Origin of the sequence: Nitratireductor alexandrii, from assembly GCF_004000215.1 — a bacterium.
GTDB lineage: Bacteria > Pseudomonadota > Alphaproteobacteria > Rhizobiales > Rhizobiaceae > Mangrovimarina > Mangrovimarina alexandrii.
Window position 1 is genome coordinate 130,297 of the sequence record NZ_RBVY01000010.1, and the last position, 15,064, is coordinate 145,360.

11 protein-coding genes are annotated in these 15,064 nt (G+C 66.5%); 5 read left to right on the forward strand and 6 right to left on the reverse strand.

What is annotated here, in order from left to right; translation table 11 throughout:
* Positions 1 to 2 precede the first annotated feature (2 nt).
* Entirely contained in the window at positions 3 to 2,480 is a 2,478-nt protein-coding gene (locus tag EP380_RS20300) for a mechanosensitive ion channel family protein (RefSeq protein ID WP_238719951.1), read from the reverse strand.
* A gap of 70 nt (positions 2,481 to 2,550) precedes the next feature.
* Here EP380_RS20300 and EP380_RS20305 point away from each other — a divergent pair, with 70 nt between their 5' ends.
* The 5 genes from EP380_RS20305 (at position 2,551) to EP380_RS20325 (ending at position 9,269) form a co-directional block, all read left to right on the forward strand.
* Positions 2,551 to 3,153 carry a histidine phosphatase family protein gene (locus EP380_RS20305; RefSeq protein WP_127600360.1) on the forward strand — a complete coding sequence of 201 codons (603 nt, stop codon included), beginning with the start codon at positions 2,551 to 2,553 and terminating at the stop codon, positions 3,151 to 3,153.
* A gap of 131 nt (positions 3,154 to 3,284) precedes the next feature.
* Entirely contained in the window at positions 3,285 to 5,177 is a 1,893-nt protein-coding gene (locus tag EP380_RS20310; protein ID WP_127600362.1) for an ABC transporter ATP-binding protein, read from the forward strand.
* Complete coding sequence (locus tag EP380_RS20315; protein ID WP_238719952.1) at positions 5,174 to 7,093, forward strand: ABC transporter substrate-binding protein; 1,920 nt, start codon at positions 5,174 to 5,176, stop codon at positions 7,091 to 7,093. The genes EP380_RS20310 and EP380_RS20315 overlap by 4 nt, the downstream gene beginning before the upstream one ends.
* A 5-nt stretch (positions 7,094 to 7,098) precedes the next feature.
* A complete protein-coding gene (locus EP380_RS20320; RefSeq protein ID WP_106570826.1) occupies positions 7,099 to 8,097 on the forward strand; it encodes an ABC transporter permease in 999 nt (332 codons plus the stop codon).
* Entirely contained in the window at positions 8,094 to 9,269 is a 1,176-nt protein-coding gene (locus EP380_RS20325; RefSeq protein WP_106570825.1) for an ABC transporter permease, read from the forward strand. Before EP380_RS20320 ends, EP380_RS20325 begins: the two co-directional genes overlap by 4 nt.
* Here EP380_RS20325 and EP380_RS20330 read toward each other — a convergent pair.
* Genes EP380_RS20330 through EP380_RS20350 form a run of 5 tightly spaced genes read right to left on the reverse strand, consistent with a single transcriptional unit; the run spans position 9,263 to position 14,846 of the window.
* Positions 9,263 to 10,024, reverse strand: coding sequence for a polysaccharide deacetylase family protein (locus EP380_RS20330; RefSeq protein ID WP_127600363.1), 762 nt, complete (start codon positions 10,022 to 10,024; stop codon positions 9,263 to 9,265). The genes EP380_RS20325 and EP380_RS20330 overlap by 7 nt on opposite strands.
* A complete protein-coding gene (locus tag EP380_RS20335) occupies positions 10,021 to 11,160 on the reverse strand; it encodes a glycosyltransferase family 4 protein (RefSeq protein WP_164749927.1) in 1,140 nt (379 codons plus the stop codon). Before EP380_RS20335 ends, EP380_RS20330 begins: the two co-directional genes overlap by 4 nt.
* A gap of 52 nt (positions 11,161 to 11,212) precedes the next feature.
* On the reverse strand, positions 11,213 to 12,364 hold the full coding sequence (locus tag EP380_RS20340; protein WP_238719953.1) for a glycosyltransferase family protein: 1,152 nt from the start codon (positions 12,362 to 12,364) through the stop codon (positions 11,213 to 11,215).
* On the reverse strand, positions 12,361 to 13,629 hold the full coding sequence (locus tag EP380_RS20345) for a glycosyltransferase family 4 protein (protein ID WP_127600367.1): 1,269 nt from the start codon (positions 13,627 to 13,629) through the stop codon (positions 12,361 to 12,363). Before EP380_RS20345 ends, EP380_RS20340 begins: the two co-directional genes overlap by 4 nt.
* Positions 13,626 to 14,846: a glycosyltransferase family protein gene (locus tag EP380_RS20350; RefSeq protein WP_127600369.1), complete on the reverse strand. Its 1,221-nt coding sequence runs from the start codon at positions 14,844 to 14,846 to the stop codon at positions 13,626 to 13,628. Before EP380_RS20350 ends, EP380_RS20345 begins: the two co-directional genes overlap by 4 nt.
* Between the last annotated feature and the right edge of the window lie 218 nt (positions 14,847 to 15,064).

Here is a 15,064-nt window from a genome sequence, read left to right on the forward strand (position 1 = left end):
GGTCAGAGCGCCGGCGTGGTCGATTTGCCGGCGCTCTTGTCGCCGGTGTCTTCCTCGTCGATTGCCGAGCGTACCGACCCCGCGATCGCCTCCTTCTGCGCCGGGCTCAGTTCGCTTGCCTTTTCGCCGTCGGCAAGCCGCACGGTGACCTCGCGATGGGCGAAGCGCACGCCTTCCTTCTCGAACAGATCGCGGATCGCGGCATAGACGACCTTGCGGGTGACGAACTGGTCGCCCGGCCGGGTCATGAACTTGACCCGCACGATCATCGCCGAATCCTCCATCTTGTAGACGCCCTGCGATTTCAGCGGTTGCAGGAAGAGCGGCCCGACCACCTCGTCCTCGAGCAATTGCTGGCCGAGCTTCTTGATCAGCTTGCGGACCTTTTCGACATCGGTGTCGTAGGTCAGCCGCAGCGGCAGCTTCATCATCACCCAGTCGCGGGAATAGTTGGTGAGCTGGTGGATCTCGCCGAACGGCACCGTGTGGACGGCACCGAGATGATGGCGCAGCTGGAAGGAGCGCATCGAGATCTTTTCCACCACGCCCTTCACATTGTCGATCTCGATATATTCGCCTTTGCGGAAGGCGTCGTCGATCAGGAAGAAGGCGCCGGAGAAAATATCGCGGATCAGGGTCTGGGCGCCGAAGCCGATCGCAATGCCGATCACGCCCGCACCGGCGAAGAGCGGGCCGATATCGACGCCGAGATTGGCCAGCACCACCATCGCGCCGATGGCGATGATGGCCGAGATCAGCACGTTGCGGAAGATCGGCAACAGGGTCGCGAGCCGCGACTGGCCCTTGCCGCCTTCGCTGTCGCCTTCGCCGGGATTGCTCGGCTGGTCGTCGAGCGTGCCGCCCTCCTCGACGATGCGGTGATCGATGTAGCCGTTGACGGTCCGGTAGGCCGAGGCCGCGACGATGACGGCAAGCAGGATGTCGAGGGCGGCGGCGAGCGGATGCCCGCCCTCGCGGCCGATATCGATGCCCCACAGCCGGGCGAGCTCGCCGGCAGAGACCACCAGGATCGTGGCCTGGACGACGTTTTCGAAAAACGGCTTGAAGGCGGGAAAATAGGGCCTTATCGCGGTCGAGGGCTCCGGCGTGGTGCGCATGACGGTCATCTCGCCCCCCTCCTCGATCATGTCGCGCATGTCTTCGCTCATCTCCGACATCATCTCGTCGGCGGCCTGCGCGCGCTCCCAGGCCTGCTTTTCGGCCTGCAGCTTCATCTCCTCGCGCCTGAGATGTGCGGCCGCGCGCCGTTCGTAGACGATCTCGATCAGATAGGAGGCGACGGCGTAGGCGAAGATCGCGGCCACGAAGACGATGATCGGGGCGAGGACGGGAATATAACCGCCGGGCAGGCCGAGCGTGAGGCGCACCGAACTGACGAACCAGGCCAGCGCCAGATATAGAAGCAGCAGCGGCACCGCCAGAAAGGCGATGGTTTTCAGCCAGGCCGGTTTCTGCGCGGGGTCGCCCTTGCCCAGGATGATGATGCGCAGATCCTGCTTGTGGACGACGGCGAGAAGAGCCAGCATGGCCGCGCAGATCAGCAGGCCGACGATGAAAGCGAGGCTGTGGGCGTCGGCGTTGACGATGTCCATCGAGGCGCCGGAAGGACCGTCTTTCAAGGCCAGGATCTGGATCCAGCGGCACAGCCCGATGATGAGGGCGCCGATCGCCAGCGCGACCGCCCAGTGCCTGAACACGCGCTGCGCCTGGGCGTCGTCGAGTTCGACCAGGCGGTGCGCCGGCGAGGTGGGGGCGAAGAAATTCCAGAACACGACGCCGCGCAGCACGCGGTAGCCGATATAGGTCGACACGACGATGAAAATCGTCGCCCGGGTCGGTTCGTGGCCGGTGTCGAAGATCACCGCGACCAGGATCGCCGTGGCGAACATGATGCCGGCGCTCAAGAGCATCCAGCCCGCCCGCGCCAGCAGATAGGCGAGCTTTCCGGAGCGTTTCTGCTCGTTTTCGTCGTAGAGCGCGCGGAAATGATCGCGTCCCCAGCGCGTCACCAGACGGAACATGTAATGACCGGCAATCAGGCCGCCGACCGCCGTGACCAGCGCGATGACCAGCCACCAGGCGGTGCCGTCCGGGCTCGCCGCCTTCAGCGATTTCGGCAGGTCGTCGAGGAAAACCATCGCGTTGGCGATCATGCGGCGCATGTTGGCGCGCGCCTCGAGCAGATTCTTGTTCGAAAACGCCATCGTCATCGGCGGGGCGGCGGCCTGCTTGTCGTCGCCGCCGGGCTGGACGACGATCACCGTGGAGCCGTCCTTGCGGGCCGCTTCCAGAAACGCTTCCAGGGCAGCGCCGTCCCGGGGTTGCGCCTGGGGCGCCTGTGCCAACGCCGCGCCGGCATGAAGCAGGGCTTGCAACACGAGGACGCTCAGGACAAACAGGGTCGGGCGCAAAAGCCGCAATTTTTGAACGATCGGCCCGAAAAGGGATTGGTTTTTCATGAAATCTGCGCCGAAAATGCCAATCTTTTCGGATTTAATGCCACAAAACGGCGCCCAATCAGAGTAAATTATGGTCAAAATCGCGTTTTACGCAATGCGTCACGGCGAGACGGCGTGGAATGCGCAAGGCCGTTTCCAGGGGCACAGCGATATCGCGCTTTCGCCCGCAGGCCGCGCGCAGGCCAGGGCGGGTGCTGCGGGTCTTCGGGCGATGCTGGCGAACGAGCCGCGATTGTCCGCGCCGGAACGCATCGTGACCTCGCCGCTCGCACGCGCCCGCGAGACGGCCGAGATCGTGCGCGACGCGCTCGGCCTGCCGGAGGCGGCGCTGTGCGTGGACGTGCGACTGCGCGAGGCGGGATTCGGGAACTGGGAGGGGCTGACGACGCTGGAGGTCAAGGCGCGCTTTCCCCAGGAGCGCCGGCGGCGCAAGGCCGAGCGCTGGTCCTACGCCCCGCCCGGCGGCGAAAGCTATGCCGATATCGACCGCGCGATGCGCGGGCTGATCGACGAGCTGGATCGGGCGCCCCTGTCGCTTTTGGTCACCCATGCCGGCAATCTGCGCATCCTGATGATGCGCGCGGCGGGCCGCGACCCGGCCGAGGCGCTGCGCGACCCGGTCGGCCATGGCACGGTGCATTTTTTCGACGGGCGGCAAGCGCGGCCGGCGTGACGGCCGCCTGGTGAAATACACGCGTCATGCAGCCCTGCCAGAACTGCGGCGACGGGACGTATTGCAAAAATCGAAGGCGCGTCTACCCTGCCGCGACTACGGCGAAGACAGCGCGATCGGGGGAATCGGGCGTGAGCGCGAACAAAGACCTGCTGCGCGTCGAGAACCTCAGCATCTCGATCGCGATCCAGGATACCAGTCTGGAGGTGGTGAAGAATGCGAGCTTTCGCATCCCCGCCGGCAAGACGGTTGCGCTCGTCGGCGAGTCCGGATCGGGCAAGTCGATCATCGCCCAATCCATTCTGGGCATTCTGCCGCGCGTGGCCCGCATCACCGGCGGGCATATCCGGTTTCGCGATCCGCTGAGACCGGACGACGAGTGCGACATCGCCGCGCTCGACGCCGACAGCGCGGAGATGCGGGCCTTGCGCGGCGGGCGTATCGCCATCGTCTTCCAGGAACCGATGACGTCGCTGTCGCCGCTGCACAAGGTCGGCCATCAGGTCGAGGAGGCGCTTGTCCTGCATCGCCAAATCGCCGGCACCGAGGCGCGCGCGACGACGCAGGAAATGCTGCACCTGGTCGGATTTCCCGATCCGGAGCGCGCCTACGACATGTATCCGATGGAGCTTTCGGGCGGGCTGCGCCAGCGCGCCATGATCGCGATGGCGCTGATCTGCCGGCCGGCCCTGCTGATCGCCGACGAGCCGACGACCGCGCTCGACGTCACGGTGCAGGCCCAGGTGCTCGGGCTTTTGAAGTCGCTGCAGGCCAAACTCGGCATGTCGCTGCTTCTGATCACCCACGATCTGGGCGTGGTCGCCAACATGGCCGACGAGGTGGTGGTGATCTATCACGGCGAAGTCGTGGAGGCCGGGCCGCTGGAGGCGATCTTCAAGGCGCCCGGCCATGCCTATACACGCGCGCTGATGAAGGCGGTGCCGGACCTGGATATGGACCGCGACCAGAAGCTCGTCGCCCTGCGCGACAGTACCCCGGTGATCCCGAGCTCGATGAAGGGCCAGACCCGCGATTTTTCGCGCATCGACGGACCCTTGCTGCGCGTGCGCAACCTGTCGAAGAGCTATGTCGGCAAGGCGGGGCGCTGGTTCGGCGGCGCGAGCACGCGCACGCTCGCCGTCGACGATGTCAGCTTCGACGTGATGCCTGGCGAGTGTTTCGGCATCGTGGGCGAAAGCGGTTGCGGCAAGTCGACCATCAGCAAGCTGATCATGCGGGCGATCGAAGCCGATAGCGGCACGATCCGGTTCGACAACGGAACCGACGCCTGCGACGTGCTGGACCTTGAAGGGCACGCGCTGAAGGCGTTCCGCAAGCGCATCCAGATCGTTTTCCAGGACCCGTTCGGTTCACTCAGCCCGCGCTCGACGATCCTCAACACGCTGAGCGAGCCGCTGGAAATCCACGGCGTCGCGAGCGGCAAGGCCAACAGCCGCAACGCGGCGGAGCTGATGGCGCTGGTCGGGCTGCAGACCAGCCAGCTGAACCGCTATCCGCACAGTTTTTCCGGCGGCCAGCGCCAGCGGATCGGCATTGCGCGCGCGCTCGCATTGTCGCCCGACCTTTTGATCTGCGACGAGCCGGTCTCGGCGCTGGATGTCTCCGTGCAAGCGCAAATCCTCAATCTTTTGAAGGATCTGCAGAAAAATCTCGGCCTGACGATGATCTTCATCTCCCACAATCTGGCGGTGGTCAAATATATCGCCGACCGGATCGCGGTGATGCGACGGGGCCGCATCGTCGAGGTCGCGGATGTCGAGACGCTGTTTGCGCGGCCCGTCCACCCCTACACCAAAAGCCTGCTTGCGGCCGTACCCACCATTCGCCTCGATCGCAAGCTCGACTTCTCACATCACGACGGCGACACCCATGACCCCGCGCGGGACTGGCCGGACGAGTTCAAGCCGGGCGTAAACGGCGACCCGCTGCGGCTCGTGCCGGTTGCCCAGGACCATTGGGTGCTTGCCCGTTCGCTGCCATCCCGGGAGAGGATATCAGCATGACCGTTTCAGCTCTCGTCCGCCGCATGGGCCTGTCGGCCTGCATGGCCGGCCTGATCGTCGCGTGCGCGCTTGCTGGTGCGCCGGTGCTGGCGCAGGAGCCTCCGGCGCTTAAACAGGCGGTGGAAAGCGGCGCCCTGCCGCCGATGGCCGAAAGGCTGCCGGACACGCCGCGCGTGATCGACCTTGCCGCGCTCGGCCGCAGCGAAGGGCGTTACGGCGGCACGCTGACCATGCTGATGGCCCAGTCCAAGGACATCCGCATGATGACGATCTACGGCTATGCGCGGCTGGTCGGCTTCGACGAGAAGCTGGATCTCGTGCCGGACATCCTGGAGAGCTTCGAAGTCGAGGAAGGCCGCATCTTCACCTTGAAGCTGCGGCCGGGCCACCGCTGGTCCGACGGCCATCCGTTCACGGCCGAGGACTTTCGCTATTCCTGGGAGGATGTCGAGACCAACGAGGATCTGTCGCGGGCAGGGCCCTCGCAGGTCATGCTGGTCGACGGGGAGCCGCCGGAATTCGAGGTGATCGACGAGCAGACGGTTCGCTACACCTGGTCGAAACCCAACCCGCAATTCCTGCCGTCGCTCGCCGGCGGCAGCCCGAACTACATCGCCGTGCCGGCGCATTATCTGAAACAGTTCCACCAAAAATATACAGACAAGGCCGAACTCGATGCCAAGGTCGCCGAGGCCGGCGTACGCGACTGGGTGGCGCTGCACACGATCCGGGCGCGCGCCTACCGGCCGGAAAACCCGGACCTGCCGTCGCTGGAACCCTGGGTCAACACCACGCCGCCGCCGGCCGAACGCTTCATCTTCAAGCGCAATCCCTATTATCACCGGGTGGACAAGTCCGGCCGGCAACTGCCCTATATCGACGAAATCTTCATGGGCATCAGCTCGGCCGACATCATTCCGGCCAAGACCGGCAGCGGCGACAGCGACCTGCAGGCCCGCTATCTGCGCTTCGACAACTACACCTTCCTCAAACAGGCCAGCCAGTCGCACGGCTACGAGGTGAAGCTGTGGCGCGACGGCGACGGTTCGCAGGTCGCCTACCTGCCCAACCTCAACGTCAACGATCCGGTCTGGCGCACGCTCTTTCGCGACGTGCGGTTCCGCCGCGCGCTGTCGGTGGCGATCCACCGCGAGGAGATCAACCAGCAGTTCTATTTCGGCCTGGCGCATCCGGCCGCCAACACGGTGCTCGACACCTCGCCGCTGTTCCGGCCGGAATACGACCAGGCCTGGGCGCAATACGATCCCGACCTCGCCAACCGGCTGCTCGACGAGATCGGGCTGGAGCGCGGCGGCGACGGCGTGCGCCGGCTGCCGGACGGCCGCCCGGCCGAACTGATCGTGGAACTGGCGGGCGGCACCGAGGAATCCGACGTCACCCAGCTCGTCGGCGAATATTGGGGCAAGATCGGCATCAAGGTGTTCCCGCGCTCCATGCAGCTCGACAATCTGCGCCGCCGGTTCCTGGCCGGCGACACGCAGATGTCGGTATGGAGCGGCCTGAATGTCGGGCTCGCCACCGCCGACATGCCGCCGGAGGAACTGGCGCCGGTTTCGTCGGTGCAAGGCATCTGGCCGCAATGGGGCCAATATGTCGAGACCGGCGGCAAGGCGGGGGAGATGGTCGACGAACCGAAGGCGCTGCGCCTGCACGAGCTGTTCCAGTCCTGGCGGGTGTCGTCGACGACCGAGGAGCGCCGGGCGATCTGGCACGAGATGCTGGAGATCTATACCGACCAGGTCTACACGATCGGCACGGTCAACGGGGTGCTGCAGCCGGTGGTGGTGCGCGACACGTTGCAGAACGTGCCCGACAAGGGCATTTACGCGTTTTCTCCGGTCGCCTATTTCGGGGTCTACATGCCGGACGCGTTCTGGTTCTCGGCAGGGGATTAGGCCGGTTGCTGCGTTACATCGTCTACCGACTGCTGGCCGCGATCCCGACGCTGTTCTTGATCAGCGCGCTGGTGTTCCTGATCATCGAACTGCCGCCGGGCGACTATTTCGAGACCTATGTCGCCGAACTGCAGGCGCAGGGCGAGACGGTCGATCCGAAGAAGATCGAATATCTCAAGGAACAATACGGTTTCGACAAGCCGCTGCTCGAACGCTACTTCACCTGGGTCGGCGGCATGCTGCAGGGCGATTTCGGCTATTCGTTCGAATATGAGCTTCCGGTCAGCGACGTGGTCGGAAACCGGCTCTATCTCACCATCGTGGTCTCGATGGTGACGATCATCTTCACCTGGTTGATCGCGTTTCCGATCGGCATCTATTCGGCGACGCACCAATATTCCTGGGGCGATTACGGGCTGACCTTCATCGGCCTTCTGGGCCTGGCGACACCGAACTTCCTGCTGGCGCTGATCCTGCTTTACCTCGCCAATGTGTGGTTCGGCACCTCGATCGGCCATCTGATGGACGCCCGCTTCATCGACCAGCCGATGAGCTGGGCCAAATTCCGGTCGATGGCCGAGCATATGGTGATCCCGGTGATCGTCATCGGCACGGCGGGTACGGCCGGCATGATCCGCCGGCTGCGGGCAAACCTGCTCGACGAGCTGCAGAAGCAATATGTCGTGACCGCCCGCGCCAAGGGCGTGCCGCCGCTGCGGGCGCTGCTGAAATATCCGCTGCGCATGTCGCTCAACTTCTTCATCGCCGACATCGGCAGTATCCTGCCGGCGGTGATCTCCGGCGCGGAGGTGGTGGCGATCGTGCTGTCGCTGGAGACGACCGGGCCGCTGCTGATCCGCGCCCTGCAGAGCCAGGACATGTATCTGGCCGGATCGTTCCTGATGTTCCTGGCGACGTTGACGGTGATCGGCGTGCTGATCTCCGACATCGCGCTTGCCATTCTCGATCCGCGGATCAGGCTGCAGGAGGGACGCCGGCGATGACGTCTCCCCTGCCGCCGGACGGCGGACCGCTCGAGCATTTCGTTTCGCAGACCGCCTTCGACCCCGAGGTGACGGAGAAACTGACGCCGGCGCAGGAGCGCATCTATCTGGCCTCGCAACTGCGCCTGATGTGGTGGAAGTTCCGCCGCCACCGCGCGGCGGTCGTCTCGGGCATCTTTCTGGTGCTGCTTTACGCCTCGATCCTGATCAGCGAGTTTCTGGCGCCCTACAATCTGGAAAGCCGCAACGTCAACGCGATCTACATGCCGCCTCAGAGCGTGCATCTGTTCCATGAGGGCGCGTTTGTCGGTCCGTTCGTCTACGGCACCAAATTCGAGCTCAACATGGAGACGCTGAAGCGCGAATACACCGCCGACACGTCCCAGGTTCAGAAATTGCGCTTCTTCTGCCGCGGCGACCGCTACCGCTTCTGGGGCATGTGGGAGAGCGACGTACACCTGTTTTGCCCGGCCGAGGGGGGCGATGTGTTCCTGCTCGGCACGGACAGGCTCGGACGCGACGTGCTGTCGCGCATGATCTACGGCACGCGTATCTCGCTGACCATCGGCCTGATCGGCATCACCGTCAGCTTCGTCCTCGGCATTTCGATCGGCGGCGCGGCCGGCTATTACGGCGGCTGGGTCGACCATATCGTGCAGCGCGTGATCGAGGTGCTGCAAAGCCTGCCGAGCATTCCGCTGTGGCTGGCGCTGGCGGCGATCATGCCGGTGACCTGGAGTCCGATCCTGGTCTATTTCGGCATCACCATCATTTTGGGCCTGATCGACTGGACGGGGCTGGCGCGCGCCGTGCGCTCCAAGCTGCTGTCGCTGCGCGAGGAGGAATATGTGGTGGCGGCGGAGCTGATGGGGGCGAGCCCGACGCGGGTGATCTTCCGCCACCTGATCCCCGGCTTCATGAGCCATCTGATCGCCTCGGCGACCATCACCATCCCGACCATGATCCTGGGCGAAACGGCGTTGAGCTTTCTCGGCCTCGGCCTGCGCCCGCCGGTGACGAGCTGGGGCGTGCTGCTCAACGAGGCCCAAAACATCAACGTGGTCGCGCTCTATCCGTGGCTGATCCTGCCGGTCGTGCCGGTGATCCTGGTGATCCTGGCCTTCAACTTCCTCGGCGACGGCCTGCGCGACGCCGCCGACCCCTATCACTGAGCGGGGGGAGGCAGCGCGGCGGCGAGATCGTCGGCGTTGCGGAAAGCCAGTCCCTTGTCGCCGGTGAGGTAGGACAGCAGGCCGTCGAGCGTCGCCCAGGCGTCGTCGTCATGGACGAGATGATGCGACAGGATGCCGACCGGCAGGCCGCCGCGCGCGCGCGCCTCGCCGAGCCGGCGGCGCGTCTCGGCGATCGTCCAGTCGAGCGGGCGCCCCTTGCGGCCGCCATGCCAGTCGACGATGTCGACATGGGTGTTGAGTTCGGGCAAGCGCGTGCCTGTCGGGCGCCAGGCATGGGTCGAGAGCGCGCGAAATCCGGCTTCGTGGACGCGGGCGGCCACCGCCGGCGCGATCCGGTTCCAGGGCGGCACCAGAATGCCGGAGAGACGGGAACCGAACAGCTCTTGCAGCCGGGCGCGCCCGGCGCGCAACTCGGCCAGCACCTCGTCGACGTCGCGGTCGCCGCCGAGTTCGACCGCCTTTTCGGTGTCGGGCGTGTGGCGGCGATGGGCATAACCGTGGACGCAGGGCGTCACCAGGGGTTCCATGGCGATGCGCTCGGCGAGCGCCGGCGTCGCGTCGGCCGGAATGATTGCGAGCAGGACCGGCGCCCGGTGCCGCCTGGCAAGCGCGATCAGCCGGTCGAGCGCCGGGGAGGGACGGGTGGCGTCGTCGTCGCGCAAGAACAGGCGCGGCGCGAGCCCCTCGCCGGCCCAGCGCGCCAGTTCGCGGTCGAGCTCGGCGAAGGGGCTCATCGTTGTCGCCTCGATTGCCTGGCGCGCTCGAGCAGCGGGTCGAGCGTGTGTTTGAACAGCCGCGCGGCCGCTTCGATCGAATGGTGGTCGGCGACGTTGGTGCGCCCGGCGGCGCCGATCGCCTGCCGGAGCGCGGGCGTGTCGATGAGGCGGGCGAGATTGGCGCGAAAGGCCTCGACGTCGCCTTCGGGGGCGAGCAGACCGCTTGCGGGCGTGACAACGACCGGCACGCCGGCGGCGGCGTAGGCGGCGACCGGCAGGCCGAGCGCCTGTGCCTCGAGATAGGACATGCCGAACGCCTCGCCGAGCCCCGGCCAGACGAAAATGTCGGCCGCGCCCATCCAGCCGGCGACTTCGGGTTTCGGCAGCGCGCCGGCGAAAAAAACGCGGCCGGCGGGCAGCTCGGAAAACATCGCCTCGACATCGGCGCGGCCGGGACCGTCTCCGACGACGACGAGGGTCCAGCGGCGCGCGGCGAGGCCCGACAGGATCGTGGCCAGGGCCCGGTAGGAGGCCATCTTGGCGCCGGGCCGCATCATGCCGACGGCCAGAAGCAGCGGCGCGTCGTTGTCGAAGGGAACGGGCGGCGGTGCCTGCGGTGCCGGCGCGGCCGTGTCGATGAAGGGGGGCAGGGGGACGATCATGCCGGGATCGTCGAGAAAACTCTCCAGATAGGCCCGGTCCGAGGGTTTGAGGCAGAAATTCGCGGCGGCGCCCGCAACGGCGGCCTGGACGGCGGCGCGTGCCTCTGCCCAGTCGGCGTCGGTTGCCTGGCGGGTGCGGCAGGCTTCGGCCGTCACGTAGGGAATGCCGAACGCCTGGGACACGGCCGGCCCGATCCAGTCCGGGGCCTTGCAATAGGGGTGATAGGTGAACCACAGATCGGGCGCGGTCGCCGGCGTGTGCGACCAGGCACCGAGCAGCCGGTCGCGCTCGGCCTCGCACGCGGCCCGGCGTTCGCAAAACAGCGTGGACGAGGGGCGCTTTTGATAGGAGATCGTTTCCGTGGCGAGCGTCACCTGGTAGCCGGCCAGGCGCAGCGCCTTCATCATCGCGCGGGCGATCTCGCGATCGCCCGACGGGATCGGGTGATCGGGCGATTTCAAGGGCGCGTAAAAGGCGATTTTTGCGGGCATCGGCATCGACGCTAGAGAGAACGCGGCGGCGCGGTCAAGCCGTGTGGCCGTGTCACGCCGGCGCGGGCGCGGCGGCGAAGCGGGCAAGGAGCCGCGCCGTTTCCGCGGCGCCGTCAAGGCGGATCGCGGCCCGGTCGGGCACAGGCGCTTCAATCGCACGGTCGATGGCGGCCGCGATCCCGTCCGGCGTTTCGTCGGTATGGGCGACGGCTTCGGCGAGCCCGGAGCGCCCCATCAGCGCGGCGCGGGTGATCTGTTCGGTCTCGATGCCGTCCGACAAGGGCACCACCACCGCCCGGCAGCCGGCGGCATAGATGTCGGCCACGGTGTTGTAGCCGACCCGCGAGATCGACAGCCTGGCGGCGGCGAGAAGGGCGGGCAGGTCGGGCACGAAGGACAGGAATTCGAGCCTTCCGGAGGCGAGCGCGCTCAATTCCGCCTTCTGGGCCTCGCTGGTCCTCAGGCCGGTGATCACCGTCCATTGCTCGTCGCGCAGGCTGCACAGCGGCTTGGCCTGCAGCGCGGTCCTGAGAAGGGTGTGGCCGAGCGCGCCGCCGCCGACCGAAACCACAACCCCGGCGCGCCGGCGCGCGGGGGGCGGCGGTTCGGGCGCGACGAGGCCTGTATAGAAGACCTTGTCGGCGATCTCGCCGGTCAGGCGGAACGTGTCGTCGAGACGCGTGAAGGCCGGGTCGCCGTGAACCAGGACATGGTCGAAATAGGACTGGATAATCTCGACCACCTCGTGGTCGCGTTCCGGCTTCTTGGTGTTGGCCTGGAGAATATCGCGGATCGAGGCGGCGATCAGCGGCCGTGGCCTGCGCGCGCGTGCGGCTTCCATCAGCGGCAGCAGCTCGAAGCGCATCTGGCGCCGGCCGAACGGAAACGCCTCGGTGAGCACGATGTCGGGCCGGGTTCGCTCGAACAGGTCGAGCAGGATGTCGCGCCGCCGGTCCTTCCAGGCGTCGTCGACCGGCGTGCCGTCCGGCAGTTCCAGCTTGTTGAAAACGGCCTCGCCGGCGCGCACCGGCGGCAGAAAATGGGTCCGCGTCGCGCCGCTGTCGAAATCGGGGATGGGCACGCCGCCGAAGACGAGATCGACCTCGAAGCCGGCCGCGACCAGGGCGCGCACAATGCGCGCGGCCCGGAAGACATGGCCAACGCCCATCAGGTGCTGGACGTAGAAGAAGACCTTTTTGGTCACGAGGCGATTTTCTCCGCGGACGGTTTGGCCGGCGCGACGCCGGAGGCCACGAAACGTGCGATCAGGCGTCCGATCGCCCCGCGATGGTCGAACGCCGTGCGCACGCGGTGCTCGGCCGCCTCGCCGATGCGTCGGCGCAGGCCCGGGTCGCGAATGAGGGTTTCGATCGTGACGGCGAGCGGCTCCGGCTCGTCGGGGGCGACCAGAAAGCCGGTTTCGCCGTCGAGGATCAGTTCGGGAATGCCGGAGACGGGCGTCGAAACGCAGACCAGGCCCTGGCTTTGCGCCTCCACCAGCACGTTGGGCAGTCCGTCGCGGTCGCCGTTCGGCGCGATCCGGCAGGGCAGCACGAACAGGTCCGCCTTGCGGTACTCGGCCAGCACCTCGCGTTGCGGCATCGAGCCGTGCAGGCTGACCCGCCCGGCAAGCCCGAGTTCGGCCACCTGCGCCTTCAGCGCCTCGCTCAATTCGCCGCCGCCAATATGGGTCCAGTGCCAGTTCAAGTCGGCGGGCAGGCGGGCGAGCGCGGCGGCGAGCGTGTCGAGCCCCTTCTTGGTCACCGCCCGGCCGACGGACAGGATGCGCGCGGGGTCTCGCGGGTCGGAGCCGTCGCGGGCGTAGGCGGGCGCCGCTGGCGGCGAAAAGCGCGACAGATCGATGCCGTGATAGACGAGGCTCACCTTGTCGGGGTCGTCGGCGAGGCTTTTGAGGTGGCGCGCGCCGCCCGCCGTGCAGGTGACGGTCCAGTCGCTGGCGGCGAGCTTTTCCTGGATCTCCCAATCCGGCGAGGTCCAGATATCCTTGGCGTGAGCCGAGGCGCTCCAGCGCATTTGCCGCATCTCGGCCGCATACCGGGCGACCGAGGACGGGGTGTGCAGGAAATGGCTGTAGATCCAGGCCGCGTCCTGCGGAAACTCGGCGGCGAAGACCAGTGCCTGGCCGAAGCGACGAATGCGGTTGGCGCTCGGATCGCGGCGCAGGTCGCGCAGCCAATTGTTGCGCGCCTGCCGATAGCCCGGAAGGCGGCGTACCTTGCGCCAGGCCGCCAACACGCGGCCGGGCTCGTGGTGGAGATATTCGGGCAAATAGAGGGTCCGCGCGCGGATCTCGTCGTTGATCGGGTGGGTCTTCTTGTCGGTCGGGTGGCGCAGCGAAACCAGCGTGAGACGGAAGCCGGCGCGCTCGAGTTCGAGCAATTCCTGCGCCACGAACGTCTCCGACAGGCGCGGATAGCATTTCAGGACGACGGCGATGTGTGAATTCATAGGCTGGCGGCCCTGAGCGAGGCCGTGGCGGTGGCGGCCTCGCGCCGGCGGTCGAGCAGGATTTCCGACAATGCACAGATGCGGTTGAGGCCGTCCATGTCGGGGCGGGCAACGGCCGCCGATGGCGGCGCGCGCTCCAGCAGCCGGTCGATCGCGGCCAGGAAGCGGTGCGGGTTCTTGGCGCTGTCGATGTCGAGCACGTCGACCCAGCCGAATTCCTCGGCACGGTGGGCGCGGATCGACTGTTCGCGGCGCGGCGCGGTGCGCGGAACGAACAGCGCCGGCCTGTCGAACGACATCACCTCGCAAAACGTGTTGTAGCCGCACATGCCGATCACCGCGCGCGCATTGGCCACGATCTGTTCGAGATTGGCGTCGAAGTCGACGACGCGCACATTCGCAACGCCCGAGGCGCGCGCCATGATCTCGAAGCGCTGCCCGTCGGTCATGAACGGGCCGAGCACGAACAGGAAGGACAGGTGGCCGCAAAGCCCCTGCTTGATGACGTTGAGCGCGGCGGCCATCAGGTCGTAGCCGTCGCCGCCGCCGCCGGCGGTCACCAGCACGTAGCCGCTGCCATAGTCGTTGGATGCGTCGCCGGTCTCGGGCAGCGCCCGCGGCAGGAAGCCGGTATAGCGCGTGCGCGAGAGCACGGCCTCGGACAGGTCGATGCCGGCGAGCGGATTGTAGAAGCTGCCCGGCCCGTAGATCCAGATCTCGTCGTAGAGGGCTTCGAGATGGTCGAGAATGTGCTTGCGGGCCCATTCCTCGCGCAAAAGCTCCGGCGCGTCGAGGACGTCGCGCAGGCCCAGCACCGTGGTGGCGCCGCGGTCTTTGAGCCGCTGCAAGGCCGGCAGCATCTCGCGTGCCAGGCCAAGCGGCTCCTTGTCGACGATGACCAGTTGCGGATCGATCCGGTCGGCCGCCTCGTCGATCAGCGCTTCGCGCTGGCGGATGGTGTCGTCGAAGGTGGAGGTGGTGCTGCCGGAGACGTAGGAGCCGTCGGAGAGTTTGTGCGCGGCCGGAATCTGCACGTAGTCGACGCGGTCCTCGAACGGATAGGCCGAAACCACCGGGGACCCGGAAATAATCGACACTTCGACGTTGCGGAAATGGGAGACGAGTGCGTGCGCGATGGTCCGACTACGGCGCAAATGCCCCAGGCCGAAGGTGTCATGGCTGTACATGAGCACTTTGAACTTGTCGAACGGGTTCATGCACAGCCCGGAAGGTTCGCCACCAACGATTAGCTGGTGATAGGCGATATAACTCTTAAGCGCAACGAAACGCTCGCGCGCTCGGCCAAACGAACCTTTTTTCCCGCTGCCGCGGACGCTTCGATCCGACCTGGTTCCCGCGCCAAGTGACCATTCGCAGCCGCCGTTTCAAGGTTTGGCATCGAGGTTTTTGTCCGAATGGTCAAATCGACGCGTTT

Bases quoted from the DNA above. Each gene is read 5' to 3' on its own strand.
- EP380_RS20300 (WP_238719951.1), bottom strand. From the start codon at position 2,480: ATGAAAAACCAATCCCTTTTCGGGCCGATCGTTCAAAAATTGCGGCTT.
- EP380_RS20305 (WP_127600360.1), top strand. From the start codon at position 2,551: ATGGTCAAAATCGCGTTTTACGCAATGCGTCACGGCGAGACGGCGTGG.
- EP380_RS20315 (WP_238719952.1), top strand. From the start codon at position 5,174: ATGACCGTTTCAGCTCTCGTCCGCCGCATGGGCCTGTCGGCCTGCATG.
- EP380_RS20325 (WP_106570825.1), top strand. From the start codon at position 8,094: ATGACGTCTCCCCTGCCGCCGGACGGCGGACCGCTCGAGCATTTCGTT.
- EP380_RS20330 (WP_127600363.1), bottom strand. From the start codon at position 10,024: ATGAGCCCCTTCGCCGAGCTCGACCGCGAACTGGCGCGCTGGGCCGGC.
- EP380_RS20335 (WP_164749927.1), bottom strand. From the start codon at position 11,160: ATGCCCGCAAAAATCGCCTTTTACGCGCCCTTGAAATCGCCCGATCAC.
- EP380_RS20345 (WP_127600367.1), bottom strand. From the start codon at position 13,629: ATGAATTCACACATCGCCGTCGTCCTGAAATGCTATCCGCGCCTGTCG.
- EP380_RS20350 (WP_127600369.1), bottom strand. From the start codon at position 14,846: ATGAACCCGTTCGACAAGTTCAAAGTGCTCATGTACAGCCATGACACC.